Origin of the sequence: Hymenobacter siberiensis (assembly GCF_018967865.2) — a bacterium.
GTDB classification, from domain to species: domain Bacteria; phylum Bacteroidota; class Bacteroidia; order Cytophagales; family Hymenobacteraceae; genus Hymenobacter; species Hymenobacter siberiensis.
Genome location: NZ_JAHLZY020000001.1, coordinates 2,226,165 through 2,242,458 on the forward strand (window position 1 = coordinate 2,226,165; position 16,294 = coordinate 2,242,458).

Sequence of the window (16,294 nt, forward strand, 5' to 3'; positions counted from 1 at the left end):
TCTTTTTTACACAATCTCCTTCGGGTAGCAGATGTAGAATTTCTCCACGCGCTGGCTCAGGGCGCGGATGTTGGGCAGGTCGGAGGCTTCCATTACGTTCACCACGTCGCCTTTTTTGGTCAGGATTTCGATGGGCTCCTGGCTTTCGGCGTTGTAGGCGCTGTTGCTGAGGCGGCCGGATATCATGAGCAGCGCGGCTTCATTCATGGGTAGGCCGAACTTGGCAGCGATGAGCTCCTGGATGCCGAGGCGGAATTCCTCGTCGAACGGTTCGGGGGCGAGCACGATTTTGAGCAGGTTGCGGTGCAGAATGCTCTTGGCGAGGTAGCTGAGCACCACATCGGGGTGGCCGGCCCAGGCCTTGATGGCCGACCAGATGTCGTAGTCATCAAGCTCGACGAAATGGCTGAGAATTTTCTCGTCTTTCTCAAACTCGCCCAGGCTCACGGCGCGGCCCAGGAAGTAGCCCAGGCAGCTGTTGGCGGGCACTTCCACGCCCCGGCGGGCCAGGTCACGGGCGCGCTGCACCACCCGAATCACCATCTGCTCGGCCGACGTCACGGTTTTGTGCAGGTACACCTGCCAGTACATCAGCCGGCGGCTCACCAGGAAATTCTCGACTGAATACACGGCTTTTTCTTCGAGCACCAGCCGCTCTTCGTGCACGCGCAGCATCTTGATGAGGCGGTCGGCGCCGGGGCGGCCTTCCTCCACGCCGGTATAGAAGGAGTCGCGGTTGAGGTAATCGAGGCGGTCCATGTCGAGCTGGCTGCTCACCAGCTGATGGAAAAACGGCCGGCCGTAGGTGCCCTTAAATATTTCAATGGCCAAATCGAGCTTGCCGTGAAATTCCTTGTTCAGGCGCTCCATCAGGAAAAGCGAGAGCTGCTCGTGCGGCACATCCTGGAAAATGGCGGTTTCCAGCGCGTGGGATAGGGGGCCGTGGCCCACGTCGTGCAGTAGGATGGCCGCCAGCGCCGCCTCGCCCTCCGCGGCCGAAATCTTCACGCCCTTGTCCTTGAGCGTGCGCAGGGCCAGCGACATCAGGTGCATGGCTCCCAGCGCGTGGTGAAAGCGCGTGTGCAGCGCCCCGGGGTACACAAAGCCGGTGAGGCCGAGCTGCTGAATGCGCCGCAGCCGCTGAAAATACGGGTGCTCAATCAGGTCAAACAGGAACTCCGTCGGGATGGTGACGAAGCCGTAAACCGGGTCGTTGAAGATTTTTTTCTTGTTCACGGAACGGGCGGGGAGGGGATGACGGGCAGAAATCAGAACAGGATAAATACGCCGCGAATGGGCAAAAACAAGCAACATTTGCACGGCTCACCCGTCAATAACTGAACGCGAAGCTACGGCAGGCCGTTTGGGCAAGCTCAACCCTTTGTGCGAAGTCGGCAGTGCCAACGTGGTAAGCCGGCTATATATCCATTCGGGACGTCTTACGTTAGCTATACTAACCAAGACGCTAAAGTCCCCAAGACCTCAAGTCCCTACTATGCAACAAACCACCATTCTCTGGGCCGACGACGAAATCGACCTGCTCAAGCCGCACCTGCTGTTTCTCAAGGAGAAAGGCTACGACGTAACGCCCGTAAACAGCGGCGCCGATGCCATTGAGGAGATTCAGGAGAAGAGCTACGACCTCGTGTTTCTCGATGAGAACATGCCCGGGCTGACTGGCTTACAGACGCTTACCGAAATAAAGGCCATCCGGCCCACCGTGCCCGTGGTAATGATTACCAAGAGCGAGGAAGAGCACATCATGGAGTCGGCCATCGGCGCGAAAATTGCTGATTATCTGATTAAGCCGGTGAATCCCAGTCAGATACTACTGTCGGTGAAAAAGGTGCTCGACAACAAGCGCCTCGTGAGTGAGGCCACCAACTCGGGCTACCAGCGCGATTTCCGCCAGCTCGGCATGCAGCTTTCCGACCGCCTCACGCCCGTCGAATGGGCCGAAGTATACAAGAAGCTGGTATACTGGGAGTTGGAAATAAATGAAACCGAGGGCAAAAGCATGGCCGAGGTCTTCAATATGCAGAAGGACGAGGCCAATACCTACTTCGGCCGCTTCATCACGGAGAATTACGAAGATTGGGTGGACGGTAGCGATAAGGACGCGCCGCTCATGTCGCACCAGTTGTTCAAGGAGCGCGTGTTTCCCACGCTGAAGGCCACCGGCGACACGCCCGTGTACTTCGTGCTCATCGATAACCTGCGCTACGACCAGTGGAAAGTGCTGGAGCCCATTATCACCGAAATGTTTACGGTGGACAGCGAGGAGATGTACTATGCCATTCTGCCAACCACCACGGCGTATGCGCGCAATGCTATTTTCTCGGGCATGATGCCGAGCGATATTCAGAAGAAATACCCCAACCTGTGGGTGACCGACGACGACGACGAGGGCAAAAACCTGCACGAGGCGGAGTTCATGGAAATTAACTTCCAGAAGAACAATCAGAAGGCCAAGCACAGCTACCACAAGGTAACCAACCTGCAGGCCGGCAAGGACTTGCTGGGTAAGATGAGCAACCTGCACAACAACTATAAGTGCAACGTCATCGTGTACAACTTCGTGGACATGCTCTCGCACGCCCGCACCGATATGGCCATGATTCGGGAGCTGGCCGCCGATGAATCGGCCTACCGCAGCATCACCCGCTCGTGGTTCCTGCACTCGCCGCTCTATGAGATGATGCAGACCATTGCCGACAAAAAAGGCAAGCTCATCATCACCACCGACCACGGCACCATCCGCTGCAAGCGCCCGTATAAGATTGTGGGCGACCGTAATACGAATACCAACCTGCGCTACAAGCACGGCAAAAACCTGGGCTTCGAGGACTCGCGCGATGTGTACGTGGTGCGCAAGCCGGAATCCATTTTCCTGCCCCGCGAGAATGTGAGCACCGCGTATGTATTTACGATTGGCGACTACTTCTTCGCTTATCCCAACAACTACAACTACTACGTGAACTACTACAAGGACACGTTCCAACACGGCGGTATTTCGCTGGAGGAATGCATTATTCCTTACGTGACGCTCACGGCAAAAGGGTAGTCAGAACAGCCGGAATTAAACGTAAAAATGCCGCCTCAATTGAGGCGGCATTTTTCGTGATTAGCCTTGCTGGAGCTCCCCGGTTGTGGTGGGTTTGAGTAGCACGAGTACTTAAACGCGCCCAAAGTGCACCCGAAAGGTGGCACCCTCGCCCACCTGGCTTTCTACTGCCAGGTGGCCGCCCTGCACCTGCACCAGGCGATTGACGAGGTACACACCCACACCGGTTGCCTCGGTGTGGGTGTGGAAGCGGCGAAACAGCTGGAACAGCTCGGCCCCGTAGCGCGCCGCATCAAACCCCCAGGCCATTGTCCTTCACCCAGAGCACGGGTTGGCCGTTTTCGAGCCAGAGCGAGCAGTGCACGCGGGACGGGCGGGCGGGGTCGGTGTAATTGAAGGCGTTGCTGAGCAGGTTGAGCAGAATGGTCCGCAGGCTGGCCCGGGGGTAGAAGAGGATGGGCCGGCCGCTAAAATCGGTGGTGATGCGGGCGCGGGTGGCGCGCACCTGCGGCTCCAGGGTCTGGAGCACGTCCAGCACCAGGGCCTGCAGGTCCACGGGTTCGGGCGGGAGCCAGGGCTACTTGCTGGGCCTGGCCCAGAGCCGCCAGGTCGTCAATATTGGTACTGAGCTGGCGCAACGCGTCAGGAATGAGGGGCAACAGAAGCTGCTCTTCGGCGGGGTCGGCAAAGGTGACGCTGCGGCGGAGCTCATCAATGAGGCCGGCCAGATTGTTGACGGGCTGTTTGAGGTTGTGGCTGGAGGCATACACGAAGCTGTAAAGGTCCTGATTGGTGCGGGTGAGCTGCTGGTTGCTCAGGAGCAGGGCAGTATTGGCGCGCTCGATATCGTGCAGGGCCACTTGCAGCTGGCCGGTGCGCTCGGCCACGCGGGCTTCGAGCTGCTGGTTGAGCTTGCGCACGGCCAGGTGCGACTTGTGCAGCTCCCGGGCCTGCTGCTGAATGCTGATATTGGACGTTCGGAGGCGCTCATTGGCGGTGGCCAGCTCCTGGTTGGTGGCGGCCAGGTGGTTGCTGGCATCCAGCTCCTCGTAGCTCACCGACAGCTCCTCGTTGGCAATGGCCAGCTGATGCGCCGTGGCCGGCGGCCGGTCATCGGCCTCGGCCAGCTGGCGGGTCCGGACGTGCGTGCTCACGTTGTAGGCAAACAGCAGCATGCCCATAACCCGGCTCAGGGCGTCGCGCACGGGTTGGCCGCTGAAGTTGAAATAGATGGGCCGGTCCAGGCCGGCGTAGGTGTGGCGCTGGCGTAGGCCCCGGCTTCGTAGCCGTAGCACGGCTCGCCGGTGCGGCAGGCTTCGTCCAGCAAGTCAAAAAAAGGCTGCCCAACCAGCTCCGGAAGGGCCTCGCGCAGGGGCAGGCCGATGAGCTGCCGCTCGCCAAACAGCTGCCGGAAGAGCTCATTGGTCACGGTCACCATATACTCGGGCCCAGCCAGGCTGGCCATGCACGCCGGCACCTGATGCAGGATGGTGCGCAGGCGGTGCTCCTCGGCAGGGGCGCGCAGGGGCTGCTCCAAAGTCTGCTGGGGCTGCTCCAACGGCTGGAGTGGCGCAGTGGAAACAGGAAGTGGCTCATAATCAGGCATCACGAAGGGTAGAGCGTTCAGGAAAGGTACGCACCAGCCAAGATACAAACGCTGAGCTTTCCCTGATTTCGGGGCCGAAAGCCGTGTTTTCTCCCGTGTTTCGGTTCTCATAGAACGGCCGCGCCGTGCGGCGGTACTTCCGCCTTGGCCGAAAGCTGGAAGTCGCCGCTAAAGAATTCGGGTGGCCGAATGGGGGCGCGTCCCGCTTTTTTGCCGGCTGGTCGGTTTTGGCGGCTTCTTGAAAAAACGGTTTGGCTACCTCGGGCTGCTACCGGCTACCGAACAGCACCGCGCGTCAACGAAAAGCCGGAAGCAGTTTTCCATTGACGCGCATCATAAGTGGCTGGATAATATAAATTTGTGTCAACATTCTGATGCCCCGGGATGCCTATTGCACCCCGAAGCTGGCCGTCAGGAAGCGGCCGTTGGCCAGGCGCAGGCGGGCCAGGTACCAGCCGTGAAGCAGCCGGGCGGTGTCAATGCTGCCCGTTGCGCCGGCTGCCAGCACGTGCGTCGCCAGGCATTGGCCGGTGAGGGTGTAGATGAGGAGCCCGGCCCCGGTGGCTTGCGCGGCCACGGCCTCGCCCAGGGCGTAGTGCAGGGGCTCGCCCGGGGCCAGTAAGCTGGGGTAGACGGCAAAGGCTTCGGTAGTTCCGCTAACTGCGACCGTGCGTACGGCCGAGAACTGACTGCTACCGTTTGCGTCTGCCTGCCGCAGGCGGTAGTACACCAGCTTAGCGCCGTAGTTGGCGAGCTGCTCATCTGTGAAGCTGTACGTGTGGGCCACGGTGCTGGAGCCGTGGCCCGGCACCCGCTTCATAGTCTTAAATGCCTGGCCATCAGTTGAAAATTCCACGTCAAAATGTTCGTTGTTTACCTCCTGGGCCGTGGTCCAGGTGAGCAGGGCTGCCTGCCCGCGCGCCACGGCCTGAAACGAAACCAGGGTAACCGGCAGGGGCGCGAAGGACTTGGCCTGCCCCAGGCCAAACTGGCCGAAGGTGCGCAAGCTGCTGCGTAGGGTATAGCCATCGGCCACGAGGCGGCCCGCGCCGTTGCCGGGGCTGAGGCTTCCGCCGCCGGCGCTCCAGTCGGTGGCACTGAGGCTGGTGTCCGGACGCCGAAGCAGGCCGAACTCATTATCAACCAGGTTGGCAAACGGCATCAGGGAGGCCTGCAAGGCATACGTGCCGCTGGCCGGCTGCGCATCGGGCGTCAGCGTCCAGATGCCGGCCGGGTAAACGGCCAGGTAGCGCAGGGCGCTGGGCGTAGTTTCGGTGCAGCTCAGGCCGGCATCGGAGTCGGTTTTGAGGCTGAACCGGGCATCGAGAAAGCTGGTGCCCGCGAGCTGGCTGCTGAGCAGGTCGAGGCGGGCATACTGGCCCGCCGTGCCCACGGGGAAAGCGTAGGTGGCGCTCACGCCATCGGCAATGCTGCGGCGCAGGTTGCCCACCACGTAGCTGCCGCTGCCGCTGGTGGTGAGGCTGGTGGCCGCCGAATTGGTATGCAGCCATTTGTACGAGCCCGTGGTGATGAGTCCGGCCGTGAGCGTGAGGCTGGTGGCCGTGCCGGCATCGGTTTGCAGCACGAGGCCGGCGGGGTTGTTTACCACGGCGCGGCCAAAAGCGCTGCCGGCCAGCGCTTGGGCACTGCTGCCAACGAACGATACCTGGCTGGCGGGGTCCAGGGTGGTGGTGCCGGTATTCAGCCAGTCGCCGGTTATGGCGAGCTCGGCGGCGCTGCCCAGGGTTAGCTGGCCACCGGGCAGCACGCGCAGGGTGGCCACGGCTGCCCCGGGGCTGTTCAGTACGGGCATCAGCGGGCTGGCGGCCACCGTCACGTTGGTGGTGGCGGTGGGCACGGTGCCGCTGGCCCAGTTCTGGCAATCGAGCCAGTCGGGGCCGGTACCGGCCCCGGTCCACTGTCCGGCCGGGCCATTCAGGGGCCCATCGGTCACCACCGGGAACGTGCCGGTATTAATCAGGGAGCTGCAGCTGGCGCTGTTGGTGGCCACGCTTATCACCTGGTAGTTGGTAGTGGCCGTGCTGTTGGGCATCGGAAGGTCGTAGGTGGCGTAGGGTACGGAAATCGTCTGGTTGGTGCCGGCCGTGAGGTTGCGCAGCACCACCGTGAGCGGGAACTGGGCCGCCGCCAGGACAGTGGGCTGCTGGGTGAGCCGGTCGAGGCCCGTGAACGTGAAGCGCAACGTATGCGCCCCAAGCTGCGGACATACCTGCTGGCTGCGGGATATGGCCTGCGGTAGGGTAGCAAAGCTCCAGCCGCTGGTATTGCCTTGGTTGTTAGCCTGCTGGCCAGTTTCGAAATAAGCGCCGCCCTGGGCCTGGCTGTCGCGCAGGTAGATGAAGCTGGCGCACACCGTGCCGGCGGGAGTGGCACTCGCCGGCTTGCTCCAGATGAAGGCCTGGCCATTGATGGTGCTTTGCAGGGTGATAACCCGGGTGCCCGTGCCGCTGGCCTGCACGTTGGCCGCCGCGGCAAACGTGGTGGTGGTGCCCGCCCCAAACCGGAAGGTTGAGCCCGGCTCCAGGGTTAGCTGGCTGGTGATGGTGTTGCTGCCGGTGAGAAGATTGACGCCGGCCAGCAGCAGGGTGGCAATGGTGCTGTTGCCGCCCATCACGTGCAGAATGCCAGGCCCCAGCTGCACGGTATTGTAAGTGAGGCCGTTGCCGTTGAAAAATGTGCCGGTGCTGAGGAAAATGGTCGAGGTGCCCGCATCAAAAGTGAGCGACGCTGGCTGGGTAATGGTCCAGTTGCCGGCCGTGATTTCTACGGTGGAGCTGCCCAGGCGCAGGGCGCGGGCGGCAGGGGCGGTGCCGGGCAGGGGGTTGCTTAGCAGATTGCGCAACCGCACCGTCTGGTTGTTGGTAAGGAAGGTGCCGGCCAGCAGGGTCAGGCCAGCGCCCGCCGTGCGGGGCTGCTGCAACGCATCGGCCAGCCCCACGGTGGCCCCGGGCGCATTGATGGTGAGGGCCCCGCCGAATGCCTGCCCCGCGCTGGTAATGGTGGCCGCCCCCAGCACCAGGGTTTCGCCCAGCAGCTGCTGGCTCATGGCCGGGCTCCAGGTGAGGGAGCCATGCACGCTGAGCTTGTTGGTGCTGATGCCGCTGAACGTGGGGGTATTGGTGGCAGCGGCCCAATTGAGGCTACGGCAGGCTGCCTGCACCGCATCGAGCGTCACCACTTGGTTGGGAGCGGTGAACGACTGCCCGTCGAAAAGGGCATCGTCCAGCTGGTTGGGGGCACAGTTGCCGCCCGCGCCGCCGCTGCTCAGGGCCCAGTGGCTCTGGGCGCTCCACGGGCCGGTGCCCCCCACCCAATACAGCGTGCGGGCCACCGGGGGGCTGGTAAACACGAGCCCGGTAGTGCCGCCGTTGTTGAGGCTTTGGCTGGCCGTCCAGGTGCTTCCGCCCGTGAAAGCGACATCGCGCAGCGCGGTGAACTGCAGCACCATATTGGGCAGGATGCCGCCGGCGGGCTTGCTGAATGTGGCCCCGGCGGTGGCACTGGTGCCGCTAATGCTTAGAAAGCCGCCGCAGCCTCCCACGGCGTTGAGCTGCGCGTTGCGGGCAAAGGTCTGGGTGGTGCTGTTGAACGTGTAGGCGTGGCCCGGGGCCAGCACTAGCTGCTGGGTAAAGACATTGCTGGAATTGATATCGGCCGAGCCGGCGAAGATGAGCTCATCAAAAGTGGCCGGCGCGCCGCCGCCCGATACCAGCCAGGGCAGCGACAGCGCTGCGGGGTCGGTGAAGGCCACCGTGTGGTATTGCTGGCCCAGCCCCGCCACAAAGTAGGCCGGCTGGTTGTTGGTGGCGTTGGTGCCAATGCGAATGGTGCTGGTGCCGGCGTTGAGCACCGCCCCGGCCGCTACGTCCCAGGTATAGGTAGCGCGCGTGCCCACGTCGCCCAGGGCGGAGGCGGGCGTCAGGGTCAGCGTGCTGTTGCCCAGGTTCACCACCACCGGCGCTGCGCTGACCGGGCCGCCCCCCGCCGTGCCCGTGCTGAACACGGACGACGTGGCGGCGTAGCCACTGGTGAAGCCCTGCGCGGCAACGTCCTGACTGTTGGTATCAAGGGTGCCGGCTTCTACGTAGATGCGGCCGTTGGGCGAGGTAATGCCGGGTGCCAGCGTCAGGGCATCGAGCAGTGTGTAGGTGCTGCCCGGGGCCCGGAAGTAGAGGTTGGCCGTCAGTACCTGTTTGGCCATTAGCACCGTGGGGTTCGGTGCGCCAGCTTCGTAGCCGTAAAAAACCAGGTCGGTGGCCAGCGCCAGCGTCATCGTGGTGTTGAGCGTCAGTGAGCCCCCGATGCCCAGTTGCTGGAGGCCCGGGTTGGCCGCGTCGCGGCTGAAAACCGGGGCATTGGCGTCCGTCCAGTCCAGGTCGCGGCAAAAGGCATTGGCGCCGTCCAGGGTCACTACCTGGCCGCTGGCGGTAAAGGAATTCGCGTCGAAATGCACGTTGGTGGCCAGCGAAGGCAGGCAGCTGTTGCCGCTGGCACTGCCGCCGCTGACCGATGCCCAGTGGCTGGCATCGTGCCAGGCACCCGTGCCGCCCACCCAGTACAGGTCGCTCACTGCCAGGGTGCTGAATGCTGCTCCCTGGGTGTTGCCCCGGTCCAGGCAGGCCGTTGCCGGCAGTGGCACGCCGCTCCCGCTAAAGACAACGTCCTGCACCGCCGCGTAGGTGAGCGCGGTACTGCCCCAGCCCCCGGTCCGGTTAAAAACCGCTGCCTTGCCCGGCACGCTCGATTGCAGGCTGGCTAGGCCGGCGCAGCTGCCGCCCGATACTACTTGTGCCGTACCGGCAAAGGACAATGCTTGCCCGGCCGCCGCCCGCAATACCACATCGCGGCCCACGGCCAGCGTGCCGCCAATGGCGGCCGCGCTGGTCAGGGTAGTATTGCCATTGATGAGGAGCTTCGTAAAAGCCGAGCCCGCTACGCTAAAGGTAGCCGTGGTTCCGGCTGCTACTTCCACCACGTTGTAAACCTGCTCGGTGCTGATGAAGGAGTACCCGTTGGCCGTGGCCCGCACCGTAGTTCCCAGCCGCAGGATGCTGGCACCCGCATCAAAAATCAGGTTCGTGCCCGACAACTCCCAGGTATTAACGGGCGACAGCAGGTTGAACGTGCTGTTATTCAAAAGGATGGTTCGATACAGATTGCCCGTGCTGCGCACGCCATAGCACGATACCTGGGCGCTGCCAAAGTCGATGGAGCCCGTATTGAGCAGTAGGCTGGGCGTCGCGCCGTACTGCACCAGGTTGGCATCGCTGGTAAACAGCCAGCCGCCGAGCTTGCTATCGAAGCTCAGCCAGCCGTTGATGGGCACGGCCTGCAAATCAAGGACGTGCCCCGTCGAGGTGGCCAGCAGGCTGACGTTGGCGTCCTGTTGGCCCAGGCCAGTGGCCAGGCGCAGGTCGCCGTTCACCTCAACGGTGCCGCTGCCCACGAGGCGCGCGCCGCCGGTGGTGCCGCCCCGGCCCACCGCGTGCACGGCTCCGGTCCAGTCCATATCGAAGCAGGTGACGGTGGCATCGATGGTTATGGTCTGGTTGCTGGCCGTGAAGGAATTAGCATCGAAATAAACGTTGTCGGTGCTTTGAGGTACCTGGTCGTGGGTGGCGCTGCCGCCGCTGCTGCTGGCCCAGTGGTCCAGGTCGTTCCAGAGGCCGGTGCCGCCCACCCAATAGTAGTTGGCGGCGTGCGTGGCGGGGGCAAAGCCCAGCAGAAGCAGCAACAGCAACAGCCCGCGCCCGGCCCGGCCCGGTCGGGTTGGTGCGACAATAGAGGATAATAGCATCGGAATGAAGGTGTGGTATTTAGGAAGGAAAATGATGGCGTGGCCGGCTAGCAGGCCCACCGGTAAAGGCAAGCAGACGCGGGTGCTCAGTAGCACGGTCCGCAAGGCCCACAAAAGATTCATAATCCAGTAGTTGGCAGTGCCGGGCGCAGCGCGGCCGGATAGTACCGTGCCGGCATCGGCAGTACTTCGTGCTGGGTGGCCACCAGCGGCGCCGGAAGCGGCACCAGCAGGCGCGGCCCGAGCCCGGCCCGCGCCGGGATGGTGGCTACCGCCGGCGGCAATGCCGTGCGGCTCCAGCGGCCCAGCGGCAGCAGGCTAAACAACAGGCCCACCTGCCACAGCCACTTGCGCGAAGTGCTGGGGCGGAAATTTGGGCTGGCGGGGGTTTCTTCGAGCAGTATAGTTGGAGGCATAGCAGGGCTTTTTCCTGTCTGTAGCCACTGCTATACCAATTTTTATTAATGCCGCCAAATAGCTTATAGTATGATAGTTATAGGTGTAAACTCAGGCCTGAAGCTCCGTTTTTCAGAATAAATGTCTGAAAAACGGAGCATGTACTTCCGGACTCAGGCGCCGCCGGTGCGGCGGGCTTCCAACTCGGCCGACATTGCGAAGATGACCTCGCGCAATTGCAGGTCCACGACTTCGACTATGGGCTGCAGGTCGTCGTAGGAAAAAAGACCGGCCCAGTTTTCTATTGTATCCATTAGCTCGATGGCCGGCTGAATGTGCAGGTGCCGCAGGCTGGGGCACATCTTATGGGCGGCGGCCTGCAAGCTGGCCAGGTTGCCCACGGCCAGCGCCGCGTGCAGGTCGCGAAGCGCCGTGCCGGTGCTGCTGATAAAGGTTTGCAGCATCGACGCGATAAACTTCTGGTCGCCCTGGCCCATGCTCTCCAGCAGCCGCAGGTCGTAGAGCTGGCGCTGGGGCACGGGGGCCACCTTTGGGGGGGCAGCGGGGGGCAGCGGGCGGCCGGGCGGCCGGAGCACCCAGTCGTAGACGAGTTGCAGGAGCTCGTCCTCGTAAAACGGCTTGGTGAGGTAGTCGTCCATGCCGGCGGCCAGGCATTTTTCCTTCTCGCCGCTGGTGGCCGATGCCGTGAGGGCGATGATGGGCGTGGTCTGCCCCATTTGCTCGCGCAGGTAGCGCGTGGCTTCGAAGCCGTCCATCACCGGCATCTGCACGTCCATCAGAATCAGGTCGAAGCGCTGTTCGCGGACACACGCAATGGCAAATTCACCATTTTCTGCTTCGGTTACTTTGATATGGGCATTGAGGAGCAGTGTCTTGGCCATCAAGCGGTTGTACTCGTTGTCTTCCACTAGCAGGATGTGCTTGCCACGCAGCTCCTGCGCGTTGGGGCTGGTGGCCGACCGGCGCGGCGGCAGGTCATCGACGGTGCCAATGGGCAGCGCCAGGGCGAAGTGAATGGTGGTGCCCTGGTTTTTCTCGCTCTCAATCACGATTTCGCTGCCCATCAGCCGGGCCAGGCTGCGACAGATGCTTAGGCCCAGGCCCGTACCGCCAAATTTGCGGGTAATGGATACGTCCTCCTGGCTGAATTCCTGAAAAATGTACTTCAGGTACGACGGGTCGATGCCGATGCCGGTGTCGCGCACCGTAAACGCCAGCCATACGGCCCCGCTTTCAACACCGGCTACCTCGCACTCAATGGTTACGGCGCCTTTGCTGGTGAATTTTACGGCATTGCCGGCCAGATTCAGCAAAATCTGGGTGATGCGGTACGGGTCGCCGAGCACCACGTCCGGCACCAGCGAATCGATGACGGTGTTCAGTGCCAGCCCCTTTTCCTCCGCTTTGTAGAGCAGGGTTTTTTCCACCTGGGCGCAAAGGCGGGTCACGTTGAAGCCTACCTGCTCGATGGTCATCTGGCCGGCATCGAGCTTGGTCAGGTCCAGGATGTCGTTGATGATAACCAGCAGGTTCTCGGCCGAGGTGGTGATGGCGTGCAGGTAATTACTCTGGCGCGTGGCCAGCGGGGTTTTGGCCAGCAGCTGGCTCATGCCCAGGATGGCGTTCATGGGTGTGCGGATTTCGTGGCTCATGTTGGCCAGGAACAGCTCCTTGGTTTTGGCCGAATACTCGGCCTGCTGCTTGGCTTCGCGCAGGTTTTGTTCCAGCTGTTTCATGTGCGTGATGTCGAGGCTGATGCCAATGGTGCCCATCACGGCATGTTCCTGGTCGTAGAGCGGGGCAGCTCCGGTAAAAAGCCATTTCGTCTTGCCGTCCTTGGTCACGATGGGCATCTCATAAGAGCTGCTCACCCCTTGTTCCCGCAGCTGGTATTGCTGCTCGATGTGCGGCAGGCTGCCGTAGGGCATCAGCAACGAAGGCAGCGGGTTGCCGAGCAGCTCTTCGTTGGTGTAGCCAATAAAGTTGCAGTAGTTCGGGTTGGCATAGAGCACGCGCTTCTCCAGGTCCGTCTCCACCAGCCCCAGCTGCATGTTGTCGATGATGGTGCGGTACTTGGCCTCGCGGAGCTGCAGGCCCTTTTTGGCTTTGTAGCTCTCGGTAATGTCCTCAAATTTCCAAAGAAACCCGATATCCGTATCCCCGTCCCAAACCGGCCCGAACTCGCGCTCTACCACGCGCCCATTACTCATGTGAAACAGGTTGAGGCGCTCTTCCAGCCGGCGTACTACCTGGGTGGCCATGTCCGGCGCGTCGGCCACCGGCCGCGCAATGCAGCTTTGTATCTGCGCTTCCACCTGGTGATAGTCGGTGCCGATGAGCTCCTCGGGCGCAGCCGTGAGCTCGAAGAGCTGGCAAAAGGCATTGTTGGTCAGCACCACCTTGTGATTTTCGTCCACCAGCAGCACCCCGCGCTTCAGCTCTTTAAACGTAGTAGTGAGGCGCAGCGCCGTGGTAGCCAGGGCATTCTGGGCTTCCCGGCGCGCCGAAATATCCCCGATGATGCCTGTGAAAATAAGTGGCGTGCCCAGCGCATTGCGCTTGGTCACCATGCCCCGGTTCAGCACCCATTTGTAGCTTCCATCGTGGCAGCGCACGCGGTGCTCGCAGGCAAACAGCTCCTTTTCGCCGCTCTGGCAGGAAGTCCACTCCTGGTTCACCAGGGCAATCTCATCCAGATGCACGTAGTCGAGGAGGGTGATGCTCTCGTCGTCCCAGACCTGGTCGTCGTAGCCGAGCATGTTCAGCCATTCGTGCGATACCGACGTGTGTTTTGTGGTGTAGTGGTATTCCCAGGTGCCCATGCCCAGGCCTTCCATCATGAGCAGCCCGCGCAGAATGCTGCGGCGCGCTTCCTCCTCGGCCAGCTTGCTGAGGGTAATGTCCTCGATGCTGCCGCTGAAGTCCCGGCCGTAGTCGTCCTGGCCCGACATAGCCGAGCTGAGGCGGCACCAGCGCAAGGGCTGTCCCGGTACCACCAGGCGGCACTCCAGCATCACCGGCACGTTGGCCGCGATGGCCGCCTGGTAGATGGCCCAATTGGCCGGGTGGTCATCGGGATGCACGAAGTCGCTCAGGTGCTCCATGTCATCAATCCCGAAAAGTTCCTTCAGCCTGGGGCTGCAGTACGTGAACCGGCGCGGGTCATCGTTGTCCTGCCGCACGCGGTAGAGCACGCACGGCGCACTTTCGGCCAGGATGCGGAACCGGGCTTCGCTTTCGGCCAATACCTGCTGGGCCTTCCGCTTAAGCGAAAGGTCCTCCAGCAGGCCCAGAAACAGTTCAAACTCTCCCTGCGACGTTTTGTGCAGGGGATGCATATCCAGGCGCAGCCGCTTGCCTTCCTGCGCGGGGTGGTCTGGCAATTCAAACTGAAACGCCTCCTGCCGGGCCAGGCTGGCCGCCACCGTGGCCTGCACCTCGGCGCTGGACTGCATGTCGGGGGGCAGGTCGGAGAGCGGCCGGCCTATCAGGTGGGCCAGCGTGCAGCGGCACATGGCCAGCAATGCCGGGTTGGCCCAGATGATGCAGCCCCGCGAATCGCTGAGCAGGAGCCCGGAGTAGCTGGTTTGCAGCTGCTCCTGCAACTCGGCCGGGCTGCCCTCACCCAAAGGAGCCGCGTCGGAGACGGCCGCCAGCTGAGCGCGCAATTCGGCGATTTCGGCATCACGCTGGCGCAGCGTGTGCTCGAGCGTGGCACGGGTAGTGTTGGGGGTCATGGGCACGGTCAGAGAAGTGGAAACGCCGGCCGGTTATATTTCGCCGTCCTGTATCATCTTGTAAATCGTGGACTTGCCCACGTCCAGGGTTTGGGCCACCTGCGGCACATTGCCGTCGTACTTCTCTAGGTAGTGCCGCACAATGGCGCAGGTGTAGGCCCGCAGGGTCTTTTCCGAGCTCAGGAAACTGGTGTCGCGCCCGGCCGGGGCAAACATCACATCGGCGGGCGAAATCTCCGGCCCGTTGCTGAGCACGGCGGCCAACTCCACAATGGTTTTCAGCTCGCGCACGTTGCCGGGGTAGGCGTAGGCCCGCAGCTTAGCCAGCGTGTCGGGGGCCAGCACCAGGGCGGGCTTGCCATACTCGCGGCAAAACTCGTCCACGAAGTATTTGGCTAGGTACAGCGTGTCCTGGCCGCGCTCGCGCAGGGGCGGCAGCAGCAGTGGCAGGCCCATGATGCGGTAGTACAGGTCTTCGCGAAACGTGCTTTTCTGCACTTCATCGGCCAGGTTCTTGTGCGTGGCCGTGATGAGGCGCACGTCGAGCTTGATGCGCTCGTTGCCGCCCACGCGCTGCAATTCGCGCTCCTGCAGCACGCGCAGTAGCTTGCTCTGAATGGCGGGGTTCAGGTCCCCGATTTCGTCCAGAAACAGCGTGCCGCCGTTGGCCTCCTCAAACTTGCCGATTTTGCGGGCCACCGCGCTGGTGAACGCGCCCTTCTCGTGCCCAAACAGCTCGCTTTCCAGCAGCTCGGTGGGAATAGCGGCCATGTTTACGGCCACAAAGGGCTTGCGGTGCCGCCCCGAGTTCATGTGAATGGCCTTGGCCACCAGCTCCTTGCCCGTACCCGTTTCGCCGGTGATGGAAACGTTGACCGGCGTTTGGGCCGCTTTCTCCATCAGCCCAAAAATGCGCTTGATGGCCGGGCTGTTGCCCTTCATGATTTTGCTGAAATCGTACTTGGCCTGGAGCTGGCTTTCGAGGCTTTTCACGCGTTGGCGCAGGCCATTGGTTTCGCGCAGCTTCTGCACGGTATTCCAGAGAAAATCCTTGGTGTTGTCGTCTTTCACCAGGTAGTCGGACGCGCCCATCTTGAGCAAGTGCACAGCCGTCGCGATTTTATCTTGCGCACTGATGACGATGAGCGGCACCTCGGGCCAGCGCTGCCGCAGGGTGCTCAGCAGCTTGTCGCCGCTGATGTCGGGCAGCGAAAAGTCGATGGTTACCACATCGGGCAGCAAGTGCATGTTGTCCAGGCATTCCTGCCCCGACGTCCAGAGGTGAACCGTATTTTCCGGATTAAGGGACAGGTGGTAGTGCAGCAGTTGCCCGTACCAGGGGTCATCCTCAACGATGAAGATGATGAAAGGTGATTCCATAGTTGACTTTGCCGGCTCAGTAAGGTGGCGCGATACGCCTTAAGGACTAGTTAGCTGCGGTATACACTAACCAGCCGGGCCGATACCCCCCAACCTTATAAAAAGGCCGGTACAGATGAAAGGTTGAAAGTATGTAATAAATCTCAGGTAACTGAATGATAAAAGTTGGTATTATTTATATTTTATTTATGTTTTAATATAAAAATATACATTTAAGGTATGCACGATTAACCAGTCAATAAAGACGATGAATGAGCTATATTACTCGTTAA

10 protein-coding genes are annotated in these 16,294 nt (G+C 61.8%); 1 reads left to right on the top strand and 9 read right to left on the bottom strand.

The genetic code is table 11. The features are described from left to right. Window positions 1–6: 6 nt before the first annotated feature. A complete protein-coding gene (locus tag KQ659_RS09915) occupies window positions 7–1,236 on the bottom strand; it encodes an HD domain-containing protein (RefSeq protein ID WP_216688934.1) in 1,230 nt (409 codons plus the stop codon). 259 nt (window positions 1,237–1,495) lie between these two features. Here KQ659_RS09915 and porX point away from each other — a divergent pair, with 259 nt between their 5' ends. Beyond that, a complete protein-coding gene (gene porX / locus KQ659_RS09920) occupies window positions 1,496–3,064 on the top strand; it encodes a T9SS response regulator signal transducer PorX (RefSeq protein WP_216688933.1) in 1,569 nt (522 codons plus the stop codon). Window positions 3,065–3,175: 111 nt separating this feature from the next. On the opposite strand, the gene KQ659_RS09925 is transcribed toward porX, so the two are convergent. The 8 genes from KQ659_RS09925 to KQ659_RS09960 all read right to left on the bottom strand — a co-directional run bounded on the left by KQ659_RS09925 (window position 3,176) and on the right by KQ659_RS09960 (window position 16,022). Then, on the bottom strand, window positions 3,176–3,373 hold the full coding sequence (locus KQ659_RS09925) for an ATP-binding protein (RefSeq protein WP_216688932.1): 198 nt from the start codon (window positions 3,371–3,373) through the stop codon (window positions 3,176–3,178). Further along, complete coding sequence (locus tag KQ659_RS09930; protein ID WP_216688931.1) at window positions 3,357–3,620, bottom strand: hypothetical protein; 264 nt, start codon at window positions 3,618–3,620, stop codon at window positions 3,357–3,359. The genes KQ659_RS09925 and KQ659_RS09930 overlap by 17 nt, the downstream gene beginning before the upstream one ends. Continuing rightward, the gene (locus KQ659_RS09935) at window positions 3,532–4,359 is read right to left on the bottom strand and encodes a phytochrome family protein (RefSeq protein WP_216688930.1); all 828 of its coding nucleotides are present in this window, start codon (window positions 4,357–4,359) and stop codon (window positions 3,532–3,534) included. The genes KQ659_RS09930 and KQ659_RS09935 overlap by 89 nt, the downstream gene beginning before the upstream one ends. Continuing rightward, window positions 4,254–4,670: a nitrogen regulation protein NR(II) gene (locus KQ659_RS09940; protein ID WP_216688929.1), complete on the bottom strand. Its 417-nt coding sequence runs from the start codon at window positions 4,668–4,670 to the stop codon at window positions 4,254–4,256. Before KQ659_RS09940 ends, KQ659_RS09935 begins: the two co-directional genes overlap by 106 nt. A gap of 388 nt (window positions 4,671–5,058) precedes the next feature. Beyond that, window positions 5,059–10,611: a beta strand repeat-containing protein gene (locus KQ659_RS09945; protein WP_216688928.1), complete on the bottom strand. Its 5,553-nt coding sequence runs from the start codon at window positions 10,609–10,611 to the stop codon at window positions 5,059–5,061. Then, entirely contained in the window at window positions 10,608–10,904 is a 297-nt protein-coding gene (locus KQ659_RS09950; RefSeq protein WP_216688927.1) for a hypothetical protein, read from the bottom strand. Before KQ659_RS09950 ends, KQ659_RS09945 begins: the two co-directional genes overlap by 4 nt. A gap of 153 nt (window positions 10,905–11,057) precedes the next feature. Next, window positions 11,058–14,642 carry a PAS domain S-box protein gene (locus KQ659_RS09955; RefSeq protein ID WP_216688926.1) on the bottom strand — a complete coding sequence of 1,195 codons (3,585 nt, stop codon included), beginning with the start codon at window positions 14,640–14,642 and terminating at the stop codon, window positions 11,058–11,060. A gap of 33 nt (window positions 14,643–14,675) precedes the next feature. Then, window positions 14,676–16,022 (bottom strand): sigma-54-dependent transcriptional regulator, encoded by a 1,347-nt coding sequence (locus tag KQ659_RS09960; protein ID WP_216688925.1) that lies wholly within the window; start codon window positions 16,020–16,022, stop codon window positions 14,676–14,678. Window positions 16,023–16,294 lie beyond the last annotated feature (272 nt).